The organism is Brochothrix sp., from assembly GCF_017549435.1.
GTDB classification, from domain to species: Bacteria; Bacillota; Bacilli; order Lactobacillales; family Listeriaceae; genus Brochothrix; species Brochothrix thermosphacta.
In genome coordinates this window covers 1-24,453 of record NZ_JAFYUW010000120.1, presented here as the reverse complement: position 1 = coordinate 24,453, position 24,453 = coordinate 1, and the positions used below count along the sequence as shown (strand labels likewise).

Sequence of the window (24,453 nt, the reverse complement as noted above, 5' to 3'; positions counted from 1 at the left end):
TAGGATTATTGATGAAGGTGTTGGTCAGTCAGTGGTTGTAACTGATAATAGCCTTAATCAAGTCGGCGCAATATTTTCAACCGATGATTATAGAATTAAATTAACAGAAGACTACCATGCGCGTTTTGCTTTGTACTTCGGCAGCTCTGATCCTTCGAATGCCGGAGACGGAATGGCATTCGTTATACATAGTGATCCGAAATATGCCAAACAGGTTTTAACGGAAGCTAAAGGTCAGCGTTTAGGTGTGTACGGGAAAGATACCGTGTCGAATAAAGGAGCGAATGCAATAGCAAAGTCATTTGCAATTGAATTTGATGCATTTGCAAACCAAGATTATAAAACTGCTGATGGAGCAAACTTTGATTATCCTTTTGATTTGTCGAAGGAAAAAAACCATATTGCCTATAACTATCCTTCTAAAGCAGAAACATATATCGAAAATAGTGAAGGTGGTTTTTTAGGTATAGGAGCAACTAAATCAGTTAGATTAAGCCATAATAACTTGCAAACAAAGAAATTTGTTGATAATAAGTGGCATTATTTAGATATTAGCTATGAAGTATCGTTAAATCAATTAACCTACCAATTTGATAATCTACCGCCTGTTAAAGCCCGAACTGCTAACGCAGATTTCGGAGGAGCTAATGATTTATATTGGGGTTTTACAGGTGCTACGAGTCAAAGAAGTTTGAATCAAAAAGTGCGTTTTGTAGAATTGCCAGGTTTGGTTAATGCGGAAATTTCGATGTCTGCTGAGGTAGCTACAGGTGATGGTTTGGCTTGGAGTAAGTTACCTAATGGTACAGTTGTTGAACCTAATCAACGAGTGAAGCATACAGCGTCATTACACTATAATGATGGTAAACAAGGCTGGGTAAGACCGCAAGTACAAATACCTTTAGATGTAAATGAAGAATTGGTGCCAAATACTACACAATATAGTAGTGCTGATAATCGGAATTTTAAGATTTCAGATGATGATTGGATAGTAGGTGCTGACGGGCAATTAACACTCAAAACTACAGTTCCAGATTTGAATGGGGTAAAGTATTTCACAGATGTTACCTATGAAACACGTCCAAAAAATGTAAAAACAGAGACCACTGTTACAAATACATATGATGTTATAGGTAAGAATTTAATTAAAAATTTAGAGACAAAACCAACATATAAAATCGCAGCAAATAAAAAACCTGTTATACGTTGGCCTGATGCCTACAAGTCATTTGAGATTGGTCGTTCAGAAGTAATTGAAACTTATGCCAATGTCAGTGATGTTGACAGTGACTCTATTGATGTTTTCTATAGATTAAATAGTGCTCCTTATAAAAAATTTGGAACTGTAAAAGGTAAACAAAAAGAAGCAGTTAAAGTTCCCTTTGAAATTAAAGGAACTGATTTAGTCGAAGGTAAAAATACCATACAAGTAGTAGCGACAGATTCATTAAATGCTGATTCAGATATTGATGTCGGAACTATTGCTAGTAATGTTTTCTTAGTTGGAAAACTAGAAATGATGTCGATTCCGAACTTCAGTTTCGGGGATTATACAATAGATCAATTACCTCAAACTGCAAAAATAACGGTGGATAAGCCATTGATAGTTTCAGATTTTCGTGAAAAAAATCAAACGTGGAAATTATATGCACAAATGAAAACGCCTTTTAAAAACGAGGATGACCACATTGGATTTGTAGAAGGATTTACGTACACTTCACCAATTAGCGGTGCAACAGTAAGTGATATATCTAATAATACTTTGATTATAGAAGGTAAATCAGGCGGTAAAGAAGAAACGCTAACGGTAGATCAACTACAAGACAGTTTTAAATTAACTATTCCGGATGGAATCCGTAGTGGAAATTATACTGGGATAATAACGTGGACATTTTCAGAGACACCCTAAATACCTGTAAGAGTAATAACAAAGGAGGTGCGTTTGATGGATACGATGATGAAAAAAGTGTTAGGTGTTTTGTTAGTGGCAGTAATGTTAATTCCGATGTTGATGAATGTTGCTTATGTTAAAGCTGCAGAAAGCAAAAGTAGTATTTCTATTCGCTTTACGAATGAAGGTAAAGATAACGAAACTGATAAGGGAACTAGCAATGGTACTGGATCTGATAACGGTAAAGGAACTGGTAATGTTAACAAGTCTGATAACGGTAAAGGAACTGGTAATGGTGACAAGTCTGATATCGGAGGTAAGTTACCAGTGACAGGTGAACAAACACAGGGTTTTATCTTATTGATGGGGCTTGTATGCGTGATGGTATTTGCCGTTAGAATAAGGCAAATCAGAGTGGTTACAAATAAAAAGGAGGAAATTTAAATGAAATTAGTAAAACCTTTGGCTACATTAGGAATGGCTTCAGCCATTCTCTTATCAGCGAGTAATATTGCTTTTGCAGATACAACAAGTACGGCATCCTTTACATTAAAAGCATCTGAGGGTGGTGAATCGGGTGCGGCCACAATCGATGAAATTTCTGCAATTGAATTTGGCGAAAAAACACTTTCAGACAAAGAAGAAACATACACTGCAATCAATCCACTTCTCATGAAAGTGAGTGATACGCGTGGAACAGGTGAAGGTTGGGCTTTAAACGCTAAAATAACAAAATTTGTTAAAGAAAATGATACAAGCGTCGAGTTACGTGGTTCAGTGTTGACAATTGCTCAAGGGGAAGTGACGTCACCGAGTGGTTCAGCTTCAGAAAAACCCACAGCGGCTAAAAATGTTGTCCTTAACGACGAAGAACACACTTTATTTGCTGGACGAAGAGATCAAGGTTTGGGTACATGGTTAAATACCGTCAGTGCCGCAGGTGTTACTTTGAAAGTACCTAACGGTAATAAAGCTGGTAAATACACTGCCACAATTAGTTATGTATTGGCCGCAGCACCACAAAGTTAATTAGGCAACACAGATAGACCACATAGATACTACTTAAAACAACTAGGAGGAATAGTAACATGAAATTAACTAAAACTTTGGCAGTAACAGGTTTGGCAACGGCATTAATGATTACAGGAAGCGGAATCGTATCTGCTGACGAAACAGCACCAAAAGCAGAAACAGGTTCAGCAAGCGTTATCTTATCAGGTAGCAACGGCGAAACACCACCAGAAATTATCGATCCAACTTTACCAGTTGATCCAGAAAACCCAGGCGTAGACCCAGGTGAAACAGGACAAACAGGTCCGTTGACAATTGACTATGTGCCACACTTTGATTTTGGTTCAGTTGAAATTGGTGAAAAACCAACAGTAACAGCTGCAACAAACGCAAAAGCATCTGTTCAAATCAGTGACCGTCGTGCATCAGGTGAAGGTTGGTCATTAACAGCATCATTAAGTGAATTTACAGATGCTGAAGATAAGACTCAAGAACTTAAAGGTGTGTCAATCACACTTCCAGCAGGAAAAGCGACAACAACAGAAGGTAACGTATCACCAGAAGCTGTGACATTAGCGGCAGATTTAAAAGCAAATGGTGAAAGTGCAACAATCTTCAAAGCTGATGAAAACGCTGGTTTAGGTTCATGGGCAAACGTTATCACACCAGGTGATGTTAAATTATCTGTTGGATCAGGTAACCTTGCAGGCGATTACTCAGCAACAATGACTTACACTTTGGCAAACGCACCAAAATAAGTGTAGATTGGAGTGGATGTAATGGAACGTTTTAATAAAAGAATTGCGAGTAGTTTGGTCGTTCTGATTGGCCTTCCGCTAATGACGATACCTAGTGTTAGTGCAAATGAAACCACTGTTTCAGCACCATCAGAAATGATTATTCGTTTTCTTCCGGGATCAACTGGTCCAACGGCACCAATTAACCCAATCAATCCAGGTGAAAAACCTAAGCCTGATCCAATCGACCCTACTAATCCTGGGACAGGTCAATCAGGAACACTAACAATTGATTTTCTGTCGAATTTCAAATTTGGTGAACAAGCATTGGGTAAAAAAGAATATTATGCGGTTAATGAAAACCCCTACATGCAAGTAACTGACAAACGTGGTCTTTCTAACGGTTGGGTGTTAACGGCAGCCGTTTCGCCCTTTGAATCAGCAGATGGTCGTTCTCAATTAACTGGAGCAGAATTAACGCTTGGTAAGGGGAATGTAAAGTCTTTGGCTGGTAATATCTCATCAGCGCCAATTGCACAAGCGGTTACTTTTAAAAATAACGATAGTTTCACAGTGATGAAAGCTGGCAACGGTGGTAGTCGTGGAACATGGGTAAACGTATTGAGTGGCAAAGCGGGAAGTAATGAAAAAATAAAATTAACTGTACCCGCAGGAGCAAAAGCTAATGTAGACTATTCAGCAGTAATGAAATGGCAATTAGCAGATGCACCAGCAGGTCTATAAAAGAGTGGGAAGCAGGGTTACGTTATGTGACCTCTGCTTCTTCTCCCTTTTTTTAATTATGAAAGTTCGCAAATAGTGGTGATTCACTATTCTTAAAATAGAAGGAGGTACAAAGATGAAAAAAATGATTTATGCAATAATGGTGTTAACGATTTTACTGGGATTTAACCTGAAAGCTGAAGCTGCCTCAATGGATTACGGTGTTAAAAGTATTTTACCTGAAAACCAATTAAATAAAAATGTGACATACTACGATTTGAAAATGAAGCCGGGTGAAACACAACAAGTTGAGTTATTATTTGAAAACAATGCAACTGAAACGGTAACATTGAATACGAAAATACATACTGCGAGTACTAATGCAAATGGCGTTATTGACTATAGTCGTAACCTTAAAAAACAAGATGAAAGTATGAAATACCAAATTGCAGATTATGTAAAAGGCCCTAAAACAGTGACATTAAAAGCAAAAGAAACGCGTAAAGTAGCCTATACAATTACAATGCCTAAACACTCTTTTGATGGCATTTTACTTGGTGGTTTTCATGTGTCTAAAGAGAAAAGTAAAGCAGAAGAAAAAAAAGAACAAGGCCAACAAATTAAAAATGAATTCGCCTATGTTATTGGGTTGAAATTGACAGAAACAAACAAAAAAATTAAGCCGGAATTGAAATTGATTGATGTTAAGCCAGCTTTAGAAAACTACCATACAGTTGTGAAGGCGTTTATTCAAAATCCAACAGCTTCGATTATTTCGGATTTAAAAATTGAAGCTCAAGTAACAAAAAAAGATTCTAAAACGGTATTGCATGAGATTAAGAAAGAAAATTATGCGATGGCACCTAACACTAATTTCGGTTTTGCCATACCTTGGGATAACCAAGAATTAAAACCGGGGAAATACACAGTGAGTGTTAAAGCCGAAGATAAAACCAAAGAAAAATGGGAATTTACACGTGATTTTGAAATTAAAAAGGAAGCAGAATCATTGAATAAAGAAGCTGTAGATATTGAAAAACCATTCCCGTGGGGATGGACAATTGCAGGAGGCATAGTACTCCTAGCCATTATTGCAGGTGCTGTTTACTTTATCATTAAGAAGCGTCGTAAAAATTAATAATTAAAATAATAGCTAAAACACAAGCGCATGTTTTTAAATGTGAGTTTGTGTTTTTATTTTTGTTTAAGTGCAATTCATTTATCGATGTAAAAAAAACTGATAAGATGAAGTCATAATGATTTTTTAACTTTCTTACAGTGAATAACATGAGGTGATTCGATAATGACACAGGGTGCTATACATCATATTGAGATATATGTGGCAGATTTAGCTGAATCAGAAAAATTTTGGGGTTGGTTGCTAGAAAGTTTGGGTTATACGCCCTATCAAAAATGGGATAAAGGAATAAGTTGGCAATTAAAAGGTCAATATTTAGTGTTTGTGCAAGCAGAATCGCAATTTACAGAATCAGGCTATCACCGAAAACGTATGGGTTTAAATCATCTTGCCTTTAATGTAGAGTCGTCTGCCAACGTTGACGACTATAAAGTGAAGTTAGAAGAACGTGGGAGTCGTATACTCTATTTGGATAAACATCCGTACGCAGGAGGTTCAGAAAATTACGCGATTTATTTTGAAGATCCTAACGGTATAAAAGTTGAACTTGTCGCAACAAGAGCAAAGAATGAGAATGAAGGATGTGACTGATAATGACAACAAATTTATTTTTATTCGGTGGAGGTCCGCCTTTCACAAATAAACTTGCAGAACGTTTTCGTAAAATTGCAAAAAAACACACAGGTAAAGTGGTTGTTTTATATATAGAAAAAAACTTACAAAAAGATAAAACATACACAAAAAAATACATTAATACCTTAAGGAAAAAGGGGTATAATGATTTTTGTTTGTTACCTTTAGGGACAACAAAAGTAGCAGAAGTAGTAGCAGAAGTAGAAAACAGTGCAGGTATTATAATCGGTGCAGGTAACACACTTGTTTACGCTAAGCACATTGTTGATACAGCAATTGGTAAGGCTATAAAAGATGCGTATGAACGAGGGGTGCCAGTTGCTGGATTTTCAGCAGGTGCTTTAATTAGCCCAAGTGAATGTGTAATATCACCAAGGGATAATAAAGAACGACTTTTTAAACAACGAAAAGGGCTAGGACTTCTCAACAATACGGTGTTAGTTGCACACTATCAACAATGGGAAGAAAGCAAGCATCTGCGAGAAACAGCAACGGCTTTTCCAACGTTTCAAAATTATGGAATAAATGAGCACACCGGTATTTATTTTAGAGATGGGACGTTTTTTGAAATGGAAGGTGACGGGGTTTTTACTATTATTGACCAACAGTTGCACGCCGTTATAAATAAAGAACCTGTATCCAAATTGAAGCTATGGCAAAAAATAAGGAATTTTTTCTTAAAGGTTAGATAAGCTAACAATATTTGATGTACTCTCTGCTAAATAAAGGTATAATAAGAATACAATAGGATGTTTTATGTAGTAATGCGAACAGAAGTATCGTGCTGATAGATTAGAGAGACAATATAAATTAATTTACACTAATTGTTTAAATTTTCTGTTATTTATAAAAGTAGTTTGATATACTAAGTAAATACTTCTAAGCATCACATACAGACATTGATAAAATACACAAAGGTGGGGTTCAAATGAGTGCAAAAGATATTGATTTTAACAATTTAGGTTTTAGTTATATAAAGACAGATTTACGTTATATTTCTTACTGGAAAGATGGTAAATGGGATGATGGGCAATTAACGGAAGATAATGTATTGCATATCTCTGAAGGCTCGCCATCGTTACATTATGGTCAACAAAGTTTTGAGGGCTTGAAAGCATATCGTTGTAAGGATGGTTCAATTAACTTGTTCCGACCTGATAAAAATGCGGAACGTATGCAAGCAAGTTGCGATCGTTTACTGATGCCTGAGGTTCCAACAGATGTGTTTGTAGAAGCGTGTAAACAGGTAGTGAAGGCGAATGAAGCATACCTTCCACCATACGGCACAGGCGGTTCGTTGTATTTACGTCCATTTATCATTGGTACTGGTGATAACATAGGTGTTAATGCCGCACGTGAGTATATCTTTTCAATTTTCTGTATGCCTGTTGGCCCTTACTTTAAAGGTGGCATGACGCCACATAATTTTGTGGTATCTAGCTATGACCGTGCAGCACCTAACGGTACCGGTGCGGCTAAAGTAGGCGGTAACTATGCAGCGAGCTTATTAGCGGGTAAAGAAGCACGCGAACGTAAATTCAGTGATGCGATTTATTTAGATCCAGCAACACATACTTTAATTGAAGAGGTTGGCGCAGCTAATTTCTTTGGTATTACAGAAGATGATGAATTTGTAACGCCTTTATCACCGTCAATTTTACCAAGTATCACTAAATATTCATTGTTATATTTAGCAGAGCACCGCTTAGGTTTAAAAGCAACTGAAGGTTTAGTACCGATTGATGGACTGGAGCAATTTAAAGAAGCCGGAGCTTGTGGGACTGCTGCAGTTATAACACCTATCGGTGGTATTCAAAATGGTGATGACTTCCATGTGTTTTATTCAGAAACAGAAGTAGGTCCAATCACTACAAAACTTTATGATGAATTAGTGGGTATTCAATATGGTGATGTTGTGGCACCGGACGGTTGGATTTTTAAAGTTTAATCACCGATTTATCAGGTTGTTAGAAAAATAAGAAACTCTGTAAAAAAGCATTTTGACGTTTTGTTAAAATGCTTTTTTTTTGCTGAAAAATAATGCGTTTCAATTGTTTGAATTATGAGTATTTTGACGTCATTATAGAAATTATTTGAGGTGAAATAGACAAAATAGGGTCATAATATCAAATCGCGAACATTTGCTGGAAATTACTTTCTATTTGATAATAATTTCCGTGAATAACGGCATATCTATGCTATAATAAGAGATAAATTCAGTTAATTAATAGATAATATAGGGGGACTTTTTTGTGAAACAGTTAGAAACAATGATTCTTGAAAATGGTAAGGTACTAGGCGAGGATATCTTGAAAGTTGATGCTTTTTTAAATCATCAAATCGATCCAGTTCTTATGAAAGGTATTGGTGAGGTGTTTGCAGAAGCGTTTAAAGATAGTGGTATAACTCGTATCTTAACATTAGAATCATCAGGAATAGCACCTGCAGTTATGGCTGGTTTAGAATTGGGTGTGCCCGTTGTATTTGGACGTAAAAGTAAATCATTAACGTTAACAGATGGTCTTTATACTGCAGAAGTACGTTCGTATACTAAGAAAACGGTCAATGAAATTGCTGTTTCAAAAAGTTTTTTAAATAAAGATGACGTCATTTTAGTGATTGATGATTTCTTGGCAAATGGTCAAGCAGCACTAGGTTTAAAATCACTCGTTGATCAAGCGGGTGCAACATTAGCGGGCATGGGAATTGTTATTGAAAAAACATTCCAACCTGGTCGTGGTATACTGGAAGATCAAGGCGTGAGAATGGTATCACTCGCTCGTATTGAAAAATTCGAAGCAGGTAAAGTTGTTTTTGCACCGGCAGACATTTAATAAATAGCAGTACAATAGCCAGGCTGATGTGGAAATCACACATTAGTCTGGCTATCATTAATAATGTGATAAAGGAGAGAATAGAGTGGAAAAAAAGAAAGTTTTATTGGTTGATGGAATGGCGTTATTGTTTCGTTCATTTTATGCAACAGCCGTTTCCAATCAATTTATGTATAATGAAGCAGGTGTCCCTACAAATGGCGTACAAGGGTTTGTAAAGCACTTGTTAACAGCGATAGAAGAACATCAATCGGACCACGTAGGTGTTTGCTGGGATTTAGGAGGAGGGACGTTTAGGAATGAAATGTGGAGCGAGTACAAAGCTCATCGTTCTGCGCCTCCTGCAGAATTAATTCCACAGTTTGATTACGCTAAAGAAATCGCAGATGCGCTTGGGTTCATTAATATTAGTTGTCAGGGGTATGAAGCTGATGATTGTTTGGGTACATTGGCAGATCATTATCGCTCTCAAAATGCGCACACAACGATTGTCACCGGTGATAAAGATATTTTACAGTTAGTGGATGAGGATACTAATGTTTGGATTTTACAAAAAGGTTATGGTAATTATAAAAAGTATGATCCGATTACATTTGTAGAAGAGTGGGAAATTCAACCAAAACAATTAATTGATTTAAAAGCATTTATGGGTGATACAGCGGATGGTTATCCTGGTGTTAAAGGTATTGGTGAAAAAACTGCCACTGCTCTGATCAAAAAATACGGTAATGTACAAACAGTTATTGATAACGTATCTGAGCTGTCAAAAGGTCAAATGACAAAAATACAAAATGATTTAGAGATGTTGGATATGTCTTTGAGACTTGCGGAAATAAATTGCAGTGTGCCTATAACAGTTGAAATAGATACACTGTTTTATAAAGGTTTTACAGCTGATAGCCTTGATATTTGTGGTTATTATGGCTTGAAAGTTGTACGCCGTGAAATTGAAAAATTATTAGGTTAATATTAATTTTGAAAGATTGAAGGAGTAGTATGAGAAAATTAGCAGGAAATGTAGTTGTCGCAATAATTATCGCCTTGTTTCTTTTAGTATTACTAGCAATTATCACAGGGACTTTTATAGGTGTTTTGAGTTTTGTTGGGATTACTTATAGCAGTATGGGTTCGCTTTTTTTGTTTTTTGGTGTGATTATTTTAGTTGATAGTGCCATCTACTTGCCTGCTAGACTCATTCGACGTCATCTATCTACACAGTTTTTATTTGCTGTATATATTCTGGAAAATCTCATCGCTTTGTTTTTTGCGGATTTATGGATGAGTAGTGTGTCGCTAACAATTGGAGCCCTCTTAGGTGCTAGTGTGATTTTTGGATTACTGGAGTACGCTTTGTCTGATAATGAGCGCTGACTAGTGTGTGTTACTTTTTGAACACCACAAATGATAGTTAAATAGAATACTACGACGAACCATTGATTTATTTTAATGACTCGTCGTTTTTTTATAGCTTAATGTGATTTTGTAAAAAGAGTCCCCTGTAGTTAGGTTCTGCAATTTAAAGGAATTGACTTTTTCACATGAAATGCTTTTTCATTTTGTGTTTTACGTATCGTTTAATGCTTTATAAAAATAATATGAAAGGGTTTACATCGAACCGTTGGACCTATATAATTTATACGAGTACGCAATGCGAGATAAGTATTGTTTTCGAGGGGGAGAAAAGCATGTCAGTATTATGTTTTGATATTGGGGGGTCAGCCGTAAAATACGGTTTGTTTCACAATGAAAATTTGATTGAACAAGCGAAGTTTACCACACCCGTAAACTGGGAATTAATGGTAGCAGAGATGCAAGCAGTAAAGAAGAAGTTCGAAGAAACACACATTCTAAGTGGTGTAGCTATCAGTAGCCCAGGGGCAGTTAATCAAGTAACAGGTATGATTGACGGTGCAAGTGCCGTGCCATATATCCATCATTTTGAAATAAATAAAGCATTAGAAAACGCTTTAGGCTTACCGGTGACAATTGAAAACGATGCGAATTGTTCTGGATTAGCTGAAGTTGCTTTTGGGGTAGCTAAAAATGAAGATTCTGCGCTTTTTATTGTTTTAGGTACGGGTGTAGGTGGGTGCTTGATTATTGACAATAAAGTACATCATGGCCATCAATTACATGGTGGTGAATTCGGTTATATGTTGTTGGATGGCGAACGTTCATTTAGCGAGCTAGGCTCAGCTGTAAATATGGCGAGACGTTATAATGAAGTGATGTTGACTGATTTATCAGGTGAAGAGGTATTTGCGGCTGCGGTAGCTGGCGATGAAGTCGCACTAAAAGAAGTTGAAACATTTTATCATTATTTAGCATTAGGGATATATAATTTACAGCATGCGTTTGATCCAGCATGTATCGTTATCGGTGGTGGGGTATCAGCTAAAGCTGATTTAGTAGCTGAAGTCAACCATCGTATTCAAGCGATTAAAGCAACAGTAGAAATTGCAACTTTAACGCCAGATGTGCGTGTTTGTCAGTATCATAACGATGCTAATTTATTAGGAGCAGTGGTTAACTTTAAACAATTACAAAAATAGGTACTATAAAAAGGATCACTTTCTTCTGGTAATAGAAGTCAGTGATCCTTTATTGTATCTTATTCTTAATTTTGAGAGAGATTAATCAATACTTTTTACGATAGCTGCTCTGGCTAATTGATCAGCTTTTTTATTTTTATCGCGTGGAATCCAATTACAAAAAACAAGCTCATAAGTATCAAGCAACGTTAATATAGTTTGAAGATATGCTGCATAGGGTTCTTTTTTAGCATAACGCTTCTCAATGGCAGAGATAACAGCTTGCGAATCGGAAAATAATCTGATAACGCTCGATTCGATTTCCTTACATTGTTCAAGCCCCCATATAGCAGCTAGAAATTCTGCTTCATGATTGGTATAACTACCAATTGTTTTGTTAAGTTGTTGTTGTTGGTTGTTGTGCAAAATGACAACACCAATGCCGCTATTGCCAGGATTACCAGCGCTAGCTCCATCGACATATAAAGAAATCATCGCTTAGTCTCCTTCAACCTAAAAAAGACATCAAAAAAAATGCCTTTAAGTTTTTTTACCTTTGGTTAATTGTGTATATTAATTTTGTGTTTTAACTACATTAGCCGCTTGAGGACCACGCGTACCTTCAATAATATCAAATGTAACAGCTTGACCTTCATCTAGCGTTTTAAAGCCTTCGCCTTGTATTGCTGTAAAGTGAACAAAAATATCTGAGCCACCCTCAGTCTCTAAAAAACCGTAACCTTGTTCATTATTAAACCATTTAACTTTTCCAGTATGCATTATAAAATCCTCCTTGCTTTAAGTAGTAGATTTTCAATGTTGAATAGTCGCTTTATACTACGAATAATAGCTTAATTGTTATCTTTAGTCAACTTATACCTACTGAAAAAAACGAAAGCGAAATAAAGGGGAAACAGCTGTTTTAATTATCAGATAAATCACTTGTGCAAAAGTTTGTCTTTGCGAAAGTTTTTTGATTGGTGTACAATAATGTTAGAGAGTATAACAATGTACTGGAGGGATTTAAATGACTACGCCAAGTATGGAAGATTATATAGAACAAATTTATCTATTGATAGAACAAAAAGGCTATGCACGGGTTTCAGATATTGCAGATAGTTTAAATGTACACCCGTCCTCTGTAACCAAAATGGTACAAAAGTTAGATAAGGACGAATACCTTATCTATGAAAAATACCGTGGCTTGATTCTCACGCCTCACGGTAAAAAAATGGGTAAACGCTTGGTTGAACGCCATGAGTTATTGGAAAAATTTTTATTGCAGATTGGTGTAGATGAAGAACAAGCTTATAAGGATGTTGAAGGAATTGAGCATCACTTGAGTTGGGATACCATTGATTCAATTGGGAACTTAGTGGATTATTTAGAAAATAACCCAGAAGCAAAAACAGCAATTATAAATAAAAATAAAAAATAAGATTACTGTATCAATAGGGGGAGTTAGGCGATATTTTATGTCTGACTTTTTTTGTGTAAAAAAACAACTAGCTAAGGCTAGTTGTTTTTAAACTTATAAAGTGATGTGTTTTTCCATGAAAGGAATAATTGTATCTGGTTTAGAATCACTAAGCACTTCGCCAGATGCAACATCGATAAAAGTCGGAACAGTTAAGAATTCGTATTTGCTACGTAATTCAGCAAAACGCTCTTCGTCGTCTTCACGGTTGATAAATTCAATATGATCATTATAGTCACCTTCGAGTGCACCGTTAAGAACAACTTTCGCACGATCACAGTAAGGACAAACAGTTTGAGTTAACATTAAAACTTCTTTAGACATAGTTAAAACCCCTTTCAAATTTCTATCTTAATTATAGCATCTATCAGAGAAAGTTGAAAAAATTCTGCTTTAGCAAAGGGAGGTTATTAAAAAAATTTACTAAGGGCAATTTTTTTGCTAACTTCTTTTTAGTAAGGAAAACTATATTTAAACTAATGACATGTAAGCGCTTCTATATGCTTTAAGTATCGTCTGAGTCATGATAAAATGGTAAGGTAGTGAATTGTCAGAAAAAGAAGAATAAAAAACGCTCACTGCAACTAGGTAGGTAAATAGTGTTAAGGCTAATTGTTCTCATGCTGACCAGCATGTGGCGATTATTAATCCGCATATTGTAGGCTGTTCAAGCCAATAAAAAGTGTGATGTTAACACAACAACTGTTACTTGAACTAAGGCATGAAGGCACCACCTGTAAGCACATAGTAAAATACACTGAAAATGGGGGAATTATAATGGTAGCATCTGATATTCAAATCGCGCAAGAAGCTCATTTAGATTCAATTTTAGCTGTGGCAAAAAAGGTCGGTTTAGAGGAAAATGATTTAGAGCTTTATGGTAAGCATAAGGCTAAGTTAACATACGATGCGTTAACACGTATTGAAAATCAAAATGAAGCAGGGCGTTTGATACTTGTAACAGCAATTAATCCAACAGCTGCTGGTGAAGGAAAATCAACTGTTACTGTCGGTTTAGGTGACGCTTTAACAAAAAGTGGTCGCAAAACGATGATTGCTTTACGTGAACCGTCTTTAGGTCCAGTGTTTGGCCTTAAAGGTGGTGCGACAGGTGGAGGTTATGCTCAAGTTATTCCAATGGAAGATATCAATCTACACTTCACGGGCGATTTCCATGCGATTACATCAGCGAATAACTTACTATCGGCAATGTTAGATAACCATATGCAACAAGGTAATCTGAAGCAAATTGATGGACGTCGTATCGTTTGGAAACGTGTAGTTGATCTCAATGACCGTGCTTTACGTCAAGTTGTTATCGGCTTAGGTGGCCCATTCCAAGGAGTTCCTCGTCAAGATGGATTTGATATCACAGTTGCTTCCGAAATAATGGCAATCATCTGTCTTGCGCGTGATATTGATGATCTGAAAACACGAATCGGCAATATTGTAGTAGGGTATGATTATGCAAGACAACCGATTACCGCACATGATATTGGTGCAGAGGGCGCTTTAACAGTTCTACTAAAAGATGCATTAAAACCGAATTTAGTTCAAACATTGGAGCATACACCAGCATTAGTACATGGTGGCCCATTTGCTAATATTGCACATGGTTGTAACAGTATTATGGCTACAAAATCAGCGTTGCACTTAGCGGATTATACAGTCACTGAAGCAGGCTTTGGTGCCGATTTAGGAGCAGAGAAATTTTTAGATATTAAAGTGCCACAATTAGGAAAAGTACCCGATGCCATTGTTATTGTTGCAACGATTCGTGCTTTGAAATTACATGGTGGCGCAAATAAAAACAACTTAAAAGAAGAAGATGTGTTAGCATTAGAGAAAGGCTTTGCAAATCTTGCGAAACATATTGAAACAATTGAGCAATATGGCTTGCCGTTTGTTGTAGCAATCAACCGTTTTGTTGGCGATAGTGATGCCGAATTACAAGCATTAGAAGCTTGGTGTACAGCAAACAGTGTAAGTTATTCATTAACAGAAGTTTGGGAAAAAGGCGGTAATGGTGGTCTTGACCTAGCGGATAAAGTAGTGAATGCAATTGATGAACATACGGGCACTTATCAACCAATTTATGATCAAGAACAATCAATTGAAGAAAAAGTGACGGCAATTGTTCGTAAAATATATGGTGGCAAAAGCGTTGAGTTTACTTCTAAAGCACGAAAACAATTAAATGAATTCAAACAACATGGATGGGATAAATACCCTGTATGTATGGCTAAAACGCAATATTCATTATCGGATGATGCAACGCTTGTGGGAAGACCTGAAGGGTTCGTTATCACAATTCGTGAATTTGTACCGAAGATGGGCGCTGGTTTTATTGTTGCTTTAACAGGTGACGTAATGACGATGCCTGGTTTGCCAAAACATCCAGCAGCATTAGATATGGACGTTGATAATACAGGGCGTATTAGTGGTCTCTTTTAGGTTGAATGATAAAAAAAAGGATGTTGAATGTGAAACAAATTACAGTTGAAAATATATCACAAACGTATGGTGAACGAGCACTATTTAAAGATCTCTCTTTTGTAATGAACGAGGGTGAAATCAGTGGATTACTAGGGATTAATGGAACTGGTAAGTCAACATTGATGAAGATGATTGCAGGGATGGATACGCCAGATTCTGGTAAAATTATTCACCCGCGTGATTATCGTATTCATTACTTACAACAACAACCTGTCATGGACGATTCGTTGACGATTATTCAGCAAATGTTTGTGGGAAACAGTCCCGAATTACGAGCATTGCAAAATTATCAAACGGCAATGGATGGGCTAACTGTTTATCCAATGGAAGAAAAATGGCAATTAGCATTTGAACGTGCCAGTGAAGAAGTTGAATCAACGAATGCGTGGGATACGCAGACACGAGCAGAGATGATTTTGAATAAATTAGGAATTGAAGATATTCATCAGTCGATTAGTGAGCTCTCTGGTGGACAATTGAAACGTGTGGGACTCGCGCAAGTACTGTTGCAACCAGCTGATCTTTTGTTGTTAGATGAACCGACTAACCATCTAGATTATCCATCAATTCAATGGTTGGCAGATACACTGAAAAATTATCGTGGTGCTGTATTAATGATTACCCATGACCGTTATTTCTTAGATCAAACGACTAACCATATTTTTGAATTAGATAAAGGACAACTGTATCGTTATGAAGGAAACTATCAGATTTATCTTGAGAATAAGGCAATGCGTGAAGAACAAAAACGCAGTGAAATGAACAAGGCAAATAATCTGTATCGTAATGAACTAGCGTGGATGCGTAAAGGTGCGAAAGCACGTACAACCAAACAAAAAGCACGTATTGATCGTTTTAGTGATATTGAAAAAGTAGTGAAAGGTGCTGAAGAAGAGTCTGACTTGAGCATCAGCCTACAAACAAGCCGTCTTGGAAAAGATGTGTTTGAATTAACAGAGGTCGGGCAAACATTTGATGAAACTGAATTATTCCGTGATTTTACAACAATCGTGCAAAATGGCGATCGTATTGGGATTACTGGTTTTAACGGTAGTGGAAAAACAACGTTGCTTAATATGTTAGCAGGGCGTTTAACGCCTGAATCGGGAACGTTGAAAGTCGGTCAAACAGTGCGTGTTGCATACTACACACAGCATAATGAAGGTTTAGACGACAGCAAACGCATTATTAGCTTCCTCGAAGAAATTGCCCAATCTGTTGTTAACGCTGAAGGTGAGCAAGTCAGTGTGTCGCAATTGTTAGAAACATTCTTGTTCCCACCAAGTGAACATGGTAAGCTTATTAAAAGTTTATCAGGTGGTGAAAAGCGTCGTTTGTATCTCTTGAAATTACTAATGACAAAACCAAATGTTTTATTATTGGATGAGCCCACAAACGATTTAGATACAACAACGTTAACTGTTTTAGAAAACTACCTTGAAACGTTTTCCGGTACGGTTGTTGCTGTTTCCCATGATCGTTATTTCTTAAATAAAGTGGCTGATAAATTATGGGTGTTTAACCAAGATCATACAATTTCGCCCTATTTGGGAACGTATTCTGAATGGTTAGAAGAGTATGGCTCAGTTAAGCCAGAAAATAAACAAAAAATTATGGCTACTGCACAAAAAACAACAAAAATTAAACAAGAAGTTACACAAGAAAAAAAGAGTTTAACGTATAAAGAGCAATTAGAATGGGATGTTATCGAAGATAAAATGCTAGCGCTTGACGAAGAAGTTAGCGCTTTGCGTGAACAACTCGAAGCTGTAGGTGCTGATTATACAAAAGCACAACAACTCAGTGAACAAATTGATGCAAAAGAAGCTGAGTCTGAAAAAACAATGGAGCGTTGGGAATACCTTTCTCAATATGCAAAAGGATAGAAGGACGTGATAAAGTGAAACTGACTAAAGTTGAACGGACACCTAATCCCTTAGCAATGAAATTATCTGTTGACGAGTATTTGGAAGCAGGCACTGTAGGTGTAACTTATACACGCAACCAAAAGGGATTGCCACGTGATATCATGCGCCTATTTACGATACCGGGGTTGCATCAAATGTATCGTTACGCTGATTTTATTACAGTGGAAAAGACAGTAGATAGTGACTGGAAAGATATTCTACCGCAAATTAAAAAGATTTTAAACGGATAAGGGGAGACAAACACATGACAAACCAAGCAGATGCAGCGTATCTTGAAATGTGCCGCCATATACTAGCAAATGGTAATAAGCGTGGCGATCGTACGGGTACAGGAACCTATTCGGTGTTTGGTTATCAGATGCGCTTTAATTTACAAGAGGGTTTTCCGTTATTAACGACCAAACGTGTGGCATTTAAACAAATTAAGAGCGAGTTACTTTGGTTCTTAAAAGGCGATACAAATATTCGTTACCTCTTGCAAAATAATAATAATATTTGGAATGAATGGGCATTTGATAAATGGATCAAAAGCGCTGAATATAAGGGCCCGGATATGACTGATTTTGGACGCCGTGTTTTAACTGATGAAACCTTTAAAGAGAGTTATCTTTCTGAGATGGCACAGTTTAAAGAACGCGTGTTAACGGATGATGTTTTTAGTGAAAAATATGGTTCATTAGGAAATGTTTACGGTTCGCAATGGCGTCATTGGGAAACGAAACGAGGAGAAGCAATTGATCAAATTCAAGATGTGATTGATACAATAAAAACAGCACCAGAATCACGCCGTTTAATTGTATCTGCATGGAATCCTGAAGATGTACCTAGCATGGCTTTACCACCTTGTCACTCGTTATTTCAATTTTATGTTCATGATGGCAAGTTATCTTGTCAGTTGTACCAACGCAGCGCGGATACATTTTTAGGTGTGCCTTTTAACATTGCAAGTTATGCATTGTTAACACATTTAATTGCGAAAGAGTGTGGACTTGATGTGGGCGATTTTGTGCATACATTCGGTGATGCACATCTCTATCAAAATCATCTAGAACAAGTTAATACACAGCTTTCACGTGAAGCGCGTGAATTGCCGCGTTTAATTTTAAATGAAGCAGTTGAGTCTGTGTTTGATTTTGATATGGACGATATCCAGATTGAAGGCTATGATCCTCATCCTGGAATTAAAGCACCCATAGCGGTATAGGAGGTTACCAATGTTAAGATATATTTGGGCACAAGATAAAAATGGCGTAATTGGTTACAAGAATGATTTACCGTGGCAATTGCCGGCTGATTTACGTTATTTTAAGGAACAAACAGTTGGTAAAACAATCATCATGGGTCGTAAAACGTATGAAGCAGTGGGACGTCCATTACCGAACCGTGTTAATATTGTTTTGACAACAGACACTAATTTTAAGGCAGATGGTATTGTTGTCATGCATACAAAGGCAGAAGTGTTAGAGTATGCTAAACAAGCAGATCATCCGATTATGATTACGGGTGGTTCATCGATTTTTGAACTGTTTAAAGAGGACGTTGATGAATTATACGTAACTTTAATAGACGAGACATTCCCTGGTGATACGTATATCCCTTCATTTGATTGGGAAAATTATCAGTTAGTATCAGATGTGGAAGGTGCCGTAGACGAAAAAAATATTTATCGTCACCAATATCAAATTTATCGTAAAAAATAATAGGGAAAAGCTTTGTTTTAGGAGGATTATAACGTGAGTGTAACTGTATTTATTCTTTTACTCGTAGCCGTTCTTGCAATTTCAGGTGGGTCAACCTATGTGGCTTTTAAAATGATCAATGCCACAAAAGTACCACCTAAAGATCCTAATTGGGATAAAGATGAATGGAAGCAAGATGACTGGGATAAAGATGAATGGAAAAATGGTAAATAGATAAAAAAACAATACACTCATCAATAGGGGTGTATTGTTTTTTATCTAGCTATCACAATAACACCAATTTAAAAATGGAGGTTATATATGAAGACGTTTATGCTCGGAGACTTTATGTTTTTACTAGTGTCCTTATTGATACCCGTAACTATAATCATTTTAGTTATTTATTTAATCAAAGAAGTGAGTCGTCGCAATAAAAAGATGGCGTTGTTAGAAGAACGTATCAAAAAGTTAGAAAAATAAAGCGATTTTTAGATAAATAGTAGAACAAAATCACTGACTGAGCAAAATTGAGCTTATCAGTGGTTTTTTATTTGGTAAGTAGCAGTTAAGGTCTGTTTAGCAGATAATCATCGTTCGTTTAAACGTTTGTTTAATTATTAAGCGGTTGTTTTTAAAAATAGGCAAAAAAAAGAGTGGGAAGCCCACTCTCACATATAAGTACATTAACGGTACATATCAATAAATTTATCATATCCACGACCAACCTCGTCAACACTGTGAGCATCAGAACCAAAAACAAATGGAATTCCTTTTGCAAGTGCCATTCGCGTTAATTCTTTACCAGGATAAGTTTCACCACAATCAACTTTATAAAGACCAGCAGTATTGAAATCAAGACTATAATTTTGTGATGCAATTTGGTCAAGTAGACAAGAAAGTTGATGTTTTTGTTTCAGAGAATAGCCAATTTCAGCAGGTGTATAGTTTTTTTGGAATTTTTGGACAAGTGAAAGATGACCTAAACGAGTCGGTTTGAATTGCCCAATATCCCATGAAAGTGCCTCTTTTTGCATTTGGATATATTTATTTTGAACAGCGGTAAATGAGCCATAATGTTGAACCAAACCAGAATCAAAATCAGCAGCACTATAATCGATAAAGCGCCAGCCATCTTTCCCTGGCATAAAGTGCACAGATAAAATATTGTCAGATAGATAGGGACCGTATTCATTTAAAAAATTGCGAACATCATCTGTGTTTTCTGGTAAATAATCAAGTTCAAAACCGAAACGAATCGTAAGGTCAGATTGATATTTATACTGTAGTCGTTTTATTTTTTTGATATAATGCTCAACATCATTCATGTCCATCGCTGTCGTTGCTATTTCAGCAGCTGTGTTAGGCATCATCTCTTTAAAAGATGTTGGTAAAGGTGGATGTTCAGTGATGCTATAATGGGTGAATCCCATTTTAATCGCGCGTTCTATCATCAATTCAACATCTTCACCACTGCCATGCGGACAGAATTCAGTATGAGTATGCCCTTCGTATTTCATTCCCTTTGCCTCCTGTGTTTTTGGGTGTTTAAATAAAGGTGTGACCCAAATTATGACCCATTTTTCAAATTAAAAAATTCGTTTATCCTTGCTCTGTTCAAAGTTTCTAACTCTTTTGATATATGAGTATAGATGGAGAGAGTAGTTGATATGTCAGCGTGTCCTAAACGTAAACTTATATATTTTATATCTACGCCAGCTTCAATTAGTTGAACTGTGTGTGAGTGACGAAGAGCGTGCAAAGTTATTTTTGGAACATCGAGCTGATCGCAAGTGTTTTTCAGATAAACATTGATACTTTTATTTAATAAAGGGTGAGTTTCTTCTTGTGAAACTACCAAATTCAATTTGTTTGAAATCCCTTTTAACAAAAAAAGTTCTTTTTGCTTTGTTCTATAGGTTTTTAGATAATTCTTTAAAGCATCGTCAATGTATATTATGCGATTAGAACTTTCGTTTTTCGTAGTAGAGAAATCATGTGCAAAATGCGTATCCATGTTTTGTTTATAGTAATCAAAGAGTTATCAAAATCGATATCATCCCACGTCAAACCTATAATTTCAGCATACCTTGCTCCTTTATGAATTGCAATAACAATTGCACAATTTCTAGGGCGCCATTCTAATTTCACGACATTTTCAATTTTAAGAATATCGCTAGTGTTCAAAAATTTTGTTTTGCGTACATTTTTATCATTCCCTGCAATTTCTGTACCCGTGCAAGGATTTCGTGTAAGTACTCCTGTTTTCACCGCGTGGTTTATAGTCACCTTGAGACGTTTATGCATAGATAGGACAGTAGATGTTGCTCTATTTTCGCAAAGCTTTTTAATGAATAGTTGGTATTTTAAATCTTGCTCTTATCTCGAATTTATTCTTCGCTATTTCTTTAAGAGTAGCCATATTTTTATCTCCTTTTATGATATAATAGGCAATATAAAGAAGCCTATCATATAGGTTATTTTTTGTGTAAGCACTCCTTGACCGACCAAAGTTGAGGGAGTGCTTATTTTTTGTTTTCCAAAGCTCTTTCTGTTTCGTTAGTAAAGAAACCATCGAGTTTTAGTTGTCTAGCTTTTTCAATTTGTGTTTTTGTATTTAAAGTATACGCCATCGCCAATCTATCAGTTTTTTTAATTACATCAACTGTTTTCTTGTTCATTTTATTACCGCTTAAAGTAATGATTTTTACGTTAGTTGGAATAGTGTCTATAATAGTATTAATGTTTTCGCTCTTTTTATCATCCAAAAGAAGCATCTGTGGAATAGTATTATCTTTTTTATTCATATAATTCAAACTTTCTAAAGAAAAAGATTGTAAAATAATGTTATTTTCTAAATTATAGCCATTTACAACATTGAGTAATTCGTTCTCCATTAAATGATTTTTATTTCCGGATTGTTTTGTTTCAATAACATAATTCACATCATTACCATATTTTTTGAAAACATCATTCAAAAGATGCAAATGCTCACCGTTTTTAAACTTGTATTTTTTAAGTTCGTTATAATTTGTATCACTTATATTAATATCGATTCCTAATGTTCTTTTTAAATTATTGTCATGTGAGACAACAAGTTTATTATCTTTGCTTAATATTAAATCTTGCTCGATATATCGACTTCCTTTGTTTATAGCATCATCGTAACCAGCAAAACTATGTTCTGGATAATCAACAGGACTTCCTCTGTGAGATATTACCATAGGATTCTCGCTATCATATTTAGATAGATTAATATTTGTGCATGCTGATAATATTACAATTGATAAAAAAGTGATAGTTAACATTTTTGTTTTGAATATCATTGAAATCTCCTTTTGTTTTTTTATGAATCGTTCCATTTCATCCTGTAAAGACAATGTATCTAAAATCTGATATTTTGTCATCGCCTCATAATTTTCAAAGTTGTTTAACAGAAGCTTGAAAGCAAATTGATTTGCTTCTTTTTCAATCCTAGGTATAAATGTGCCTGTAGTCACATTCCTCAGAAAAGGAGTGTTTACACCTTTGTGTAGCAGCGCATATCCCAATTCATGTGCCATCACGAAAGTAGATGTTTCATGAGTTAGATTTTGGTTTATTACTATAGAAGTAATTCTTTATTATATCAATGCATTTATTAGTTATGTCTAATGAAACGAAGAGCTGCAGAGTTGTTTAAAATATTCGGTGTGAGCTATTTTTTGACTAATAAAAATAATATTAATTTAATTTATAGCTATAGTAGATATCATCTAATTTTAATGGTTTTGTATATGCTAGCAAAGGGTACAATGCTGTTAGGCTTGTTATTTTAGAATAACGTGACAGACCGCTAATTGCAAGACAATAAAACGTTTTCAGTGAAAATATGTCAACAGCTATCATAGTAACTAGAACGAAGACGATTTTAGCTTATCGGTGTATCTATTTAAAAGGATGAAATTTACAGAAAATATCTATGTCGTTATCGTTTGCTTATCTGTACTAAAAGAAAAGGTAAGTAAAGTAACTATTATATTTACCATAAACAGAAAAATAGTGAAATTTTTTCAGAGTAGCAAAAATAGAACGATGAAAAGTTATAAATCTTTCCAAAACGGATTTAATGCTATAATTTTAGTGGAAAATGATGATTTAAAAAGGTTCAAATGAAAGATATTAAGAAACTTCATTAAAAAATAACTGAAATAACAGTTTAGTTTGTCAATTGGGCTAGTAAAAGGATATAATAAGATTAATATCTAGAAGGAGGCAAATTATGCCCAACATTAAAATAGTTACAGATTCGACAGCAGGATTAACAACGAAAGAAATTGAAAATTTTAATATTACGGTACTCCCATTAACTGTTAGTTTAAATGGTGAGGAGTGGGTACCAGATGAAAATATGGATTACGAAGGTTTTATTGATCAAATGGAAGCTGCAAAGGAATTACCGCGAACATCACAACCGGCAATCGGTAAAATGGTAGAAGCGTTAGAAAACTTAACTGCTGATGGCAGTTCAGTTATTGTGATTTCATTGACGGAGAAATTAAGTGGTACAGTGACAACTTTCCAACAGGCAGCTGATATGGTAAGTGGTGATGTTACTGTCGTTGATTCTAAATTTATTTCACGTGCTTTAGCATTCCAAGTTATAGAAGCAGGGGAAATGGCAAAAGCAGGCGCTACAAAAGAAGCTATTTTAGAACGTGTAAAATTCATTCAAGAACATACTAAACTCTTTATTGTTGTACTTAATTTAGATAATTTAGCGAAAGGTGGTCGTATTGGAAAAATGACATCGGCCATTGGACACTTATTATCAATTAAATTGATTGCAGAGCTTGGTGAAGGCGGTTTAGAAGCGAAAGCAAAAGTACGAAGTGAAAAACAAATCATTAAATTCTTTAATAGTCATTTTGAAGGTGTAACAGAGAATGTGAAATATATAGATATGATGCATGCCATGAATAATGAACTCAGTGAAAAAGTAGCGAACTCAATTAAGGTGATTAAGCCACAAATTAAAGAAATTCCGCAATTTTTTGTTGACCCAATTATCGCAACTCATGCCGGTAAAGGCGCAGTTGCAGTCATGTATTGTACAGAATAGGTGATAGAATGAATAAAATTTTCAAATGGTTAAGTATTTTTATTATAGTGTTGGCTTTGGCAGGAGGTGCGACTTACCTATTCAAAGACCGTTTATTTCCCGAACCACCTAAAGATATCAACATTGTGGCATTAGGCGATTCGTTAACTTATGGTGTGGGATCAAGTGAAGCAAACGACTATGTGACACGCCTAAAAACGCGATTGGAACGTTTAGAGACGATTGATGAGGTAACCACTTCTAATTTTGGTGTTACTGGTAATACATCTACTCAAAT

Annotated in this window: 28 protein-coding genes and 1 pseudogene; 23 read left to right on the top strand and 6 right to left on the bottom strand. The window is 35.8% G+C overall.

Features of this window, described 5'->3' with window-relative positions:
• From IKV95_RS08295 to IKV95_RS08235, 13 genes are all read left to right on the top strand, one after another.
• Positions 1–1,909, top strand: a 1,909-nt coding sequence (locus IKV95_RS08295) for an L-type lectin-domain containing protein (RefSeq protein ID WP_287451640.1), incomplete at its 5' end; no start/stop codon positions are given.
• Positions 1,910–1,945: 36 nt separating this feature from the next.
• The gene (locus tag IKV95_RS08290; RefSeq protein WP_069118991.1) at positions 1,946–2,335 is read left to right on the top strand and encodes an LPXTG cell wall anchor domain-containing protein; all 390 of its coding nucleotides are present in this window, start codon (positions 1,946–1,948) and stop codon (positions 2,333–2,335) included.
• Entirely contained in the window at positions 2,336–2,920 is a 585-nt protein-coding gene (locus IKV95_RS08285) for a WxL domain-containing protein (RefSeq protein WP_069125054.1), read from the top strand.
• A gap of 59 nt (positions 2,921–2,979) precedes the next feature.
• Positions 2,980–3,660 (top strand): WxL domain-containing protein, encoded by a 681-nt coding sequence (locus IKV95_RS08280; protein ID WP_036027752.1) that lies wholly within the window; start codon positions 2,980–2,982, stop codon positions 3,658–3,660.
• 21 nt (positions 3,661–3,681) lie between these two features.
• Complete coding sequence (locus IKV95_RS08275) at positions 3,682–4,383, top strand: WxL domain-containing protein (RefSeq protein ID WP_081312088.1); 702 nt, start codon at positions 3,682–3,684, stop codon at positions 4,381–4,383.
• A 115-nt stretch (positions 4,384–4,498) separates the two neighbouring features.
• Positions 4,499–5,500: a WxLIP family cell surface protein gene (locus IKV95_RS08270; RefSeq protein WP_069132301.1), complete on the top strand. Its 1,002-nt coding sequence runs from the start codon at positions 4,499–4,501 to the stop codon at positions 5,498–5,500.
• A gap of 165 nt (positions 5,501–5,665) precedes the next feature.
• A complete protein-coding gene (locus IKV95_RS08265) occupies positions 5,666–6,091 on the top strand; it encodes a VOC family protein (RefSeq protein WP_287451639.1) in 426 nt (141 codons plus the stop codon).
• Between the two features lie 2 nt (positions 6,092–6,093).
• Positions 6,094–6,825, top strand: a complete 732-nt coding sequence (locus tag IKV95_RS08260; RefSeq protein ID WP_069118995.1) for a Type 1 glutamine amidotransferase-like domain-containing protein — start codon at positions 6,094–6,096, stop codon at positions 6,823–6,825.
• A 236-nt stretch (positions 6,826–7,061) separates the two neighbouring features.
• Entirely contained in the window at positions 7,062–8,081 is a 1,020-nt protein-coding gene (locus tag IKV95_RS08255) for a branched-chain amino acid aminotransferase (protein WP_029092591.1), read from the top strand.
• A gap of 304 nt (positions 8,082–8,385) precedes the next feature.
• The gene (locus tag IKV95_RS08250; protein ID WP_029092590.1) at positions 8,386–8,967 is read left to right on the top strand and encodes a xanthine phosphoribosyltransferase; all 582 of its coding nucleotides are present in this window, start codon (positions 8,386–8,388) and stop codon (positions 8,965–8,967) included.
• An 85-nt stretch (positions 8,968–9,052) separates the two neighbouring features.
• On the top strand, positions 9,053–9,934 hold the full coding sequence (locus tag IKV95_RS08245; RefSeq protein ID WP_029092589.1) for a 5'-3' exonuclease: 882 nt from the start codon (positions 9,053–9,055) through the stop codon (positions 9,932–9,934).
• 29 nt (positions 9,935–9,963) lie between these two features.
• Entirely contained in the window at positions 9,964–10,338 is a 375-nt protein-coding gene (locus tag IKV95_RS08240; protein WP_069125051.1) for a YrvL family regulatory protein, read from the top strand.
• Between the two features lie 314 nt (positions 10,339–10,652).
• The gene (locus IKV95_RS08235) at positions 10,653–11,519 is read left to right on the top strand and encodes an ROK family protein (RefSeq protein ID WP_069118998.1); all 867 of its coding nucleotides are present in this window, start codon (positions 10,653–10,655) and stop codon (positions 11,517–11,519) included.
• Between the two features lie 81 nt (positions 11,520–11,600).
• Here the strand turns inward: IKV95_RS08235 and IKV95_RS08230 are convergent, their stop codons facing one another.
• Complete coding sequence (locus tag IKV95_RS08230) at positions 11,601–11,993, bottom strand: ribonuclease HI family protein (RefSeq protein ID WP_119904828.1); 393 nt, start codon at positions 11,991–11,993, stop codon at positions 11,601–11,603.
• 78 nt (positions 11,994–12,071) lie between these two features.
• A complete protein-coding gene (locus IKV95_RS08225; RefSeq protein ID WP_029092585.1) occupies positions 12,072–12,278 on the bottom strand; it encodes a cold-shock protein in 207 nt (68 codons plus the stop codon).
• 247 nt (positions 12,279–12,525) lie between these two features.
• Here IKV95_RS08225 and mntR point away from each other — a divergent pair, with 247 nt between their 5' ends.
• A complete protein-coding gene (mntR, locus tag IKV95_RS08220) occupies positions 12,526–12,936 on the top strand; it encodes a transcriptional regulator MntR (protein ID WP_029092584.1) in 411 nt (136 codons plus the stop codon).
• 93 nt (positions 12,937–13,029) lie between these two features.
• Here mntR and IKV95_RS08215 read toward each other — a convergent pair whose 3' ends face one another.
• Positions 13,030–13,299 carry a glutaredoxin family protein gene (locus IKV95_RS08215; RefSeq protein WP_069119002.1) on the bottom strand — a complete coding sequence of 90 codons (270 nt, stop codon included), beginning with the start codon at positions 13,297–13,299 and terminating at the stop codon, positions 13,030–13,032.
• Between the two features lie 453 nt (positions 13,300–13,752).
• Here IKV95_RS08215 and IKV95_RS08210 point away from each other — a divergent pair, with 453 nt between their 5' ends.
• The 7 genes from IKV95_RS08210 to IKV95_RS08180 all read left to right on the top strand — a co-directional run bounded on the left by IKV95_RS08210 (position 13,753) and on the right by IKV95_RS08180 (position 19,558).
• Positions 13,753–15,429, top strand: coding sequence for a formate--tetrahydrofolate ligase (locus IKV95_RS08210; RefSeq protein ID WP_029092582.1), 1,677 nt, complete (start codon positions 13,753–13,755; stop codon positions 15,427–15,429).
• 29 nt (positions 15,430–15,458) lie between these two features.
• Entirely contained in the window at positions 15,459–17,357 is a 1,899-nt protein-coding gene (locus tag IKV95_RS08205) for an ABC-F family ATP-binding cassette domain-containing protein (RefSeq protein ID WP_029092581.1), read from the top strand.
• Positions 17,358–17,371: 14 nt separating this feature from the next.
• A complete protein-coding gene (locus tag IKV95_RS08200; RefSeq protein ID WP_029092580.1) occupies positions 17,372–17,629 on the top strand; it encodes a NifU N-terminal domain-containing protein in 258 nt (85 codons plus the stop codon).
• Between the two features lie 14 nt (positions 17,630–17,643).
• On the top strand, positions 17,644–18,603 hold the full coding sequence (locus tag IKV95_RS08195) for a thymidylate synthase (RefSeq protein WP_069119007.1): 960 nt from the start codon (positions 17,644–17,646) through the stop codon (positions 18,601–18,603).
• A 10-nt stretch (positions 18,604–18,613) separates the two neighbouring features.
• Positions 18,614–19,099 (top strand): dihydrofolate reductase, encoded by a 486-nt coding sequence (locus IKV95_RS08190; protein ID WP_029092578.1) that lies wholly within the window; start codon positions 18,614–18,616, stop codon positions 19,097–19,099.
• A gap of 33 nt (positions 19,100–19,132) precedes the next feature.
• Positions 19,133–19,312: a hypothetical protein gene (locus tag IKV95_RS08185; RefSeq protein WP_069125048.1), complete on the top strand. Its 180-nt coding sequence runs from the start codon at positions 19,133–19,135 to the stop codon at positions 19,310–19,312.
• Between the two features lie 87 nt (positions 19,313–19,399).
• On the top strand, positions 19,400–19,558 hold the full coding sequence (locus IKV95_RS08180) for a hypothetical protein (RefSeq protein ID WP_157759392.1): 159 nt from the start codon (positions 19,400–19,402) through the stop codon (positions 19,556–19,558).
• A 203-nt stretch (positions 19,559–19,761) separates the two neighbouring features.
• Here the strand turns inward: IKV95_RS08180 and hisJ are convergent, their stop codons facing one another.
• The 3 genes from hisJ to IKV95_RS08165 all read right to left on the bottom strand — a co-directional run bounded on the left by hisJ (position 19,762) and on the right by IKV95_RS08165 (position 22,677).
• Positions 19,762–20,595 (bottom strand): histidinol-phosphatase HisJ, encoded by an 834-nt coding sequence (hisJ, locus tag IKV95_RS08175; RefSeq protein WP_120483383.1) that lies wholly within the window; start codon positions 20,593–20,595, stop codon positions 19,762–19,764.
• Between the two features lie 50 nt (positions 20,596–20,645).
• Complete coding sequence (locus tag IKV95_RS08170) at positions 20,646–21,092, bottom strand: tyrosine-type recombinase/integrase (RefSeq protein ID WP_287451638.1); 447 nt, start codon at positions 21,090–21,092, stop codon at positions 20,646–20,648.
• Between the two features lie 508 nt (positions 21,093–21,600).
• A complete protein-coding gene (locus IKV95_RS08165) occupies positions 21,601–22,677 on the bottom strand; it encodes a glycerophosphodiester phosphodiesterase family protein (protein WP_287451641.1) in 1,077 nt (358 codons plus the stop codon).
• Between the two features lie 659 nt (positions 22,678–23,336).
• Here IKV95_RS08165 and IKV95_RS08160 point away from each other — a divergent pair.
• Positions 23,337–24,176 (top strand): DegV family protein, encoded by an 840-nt coding sequence (locus IKV95_RS08160; protein WP_029092576.1) that lies wholly within the window; start codon positions 23,337–23,339, stop codon positions 24,174–24,176.
• A gap of 8 nt (positions 24,177–24,184) precedes the next feature.
• Positions 24,185–24,453: pseudogene (locus IKV95_RS08155) on the top strand (SGNH/GDSL hydrolase family protein); the annotation flags it as partial.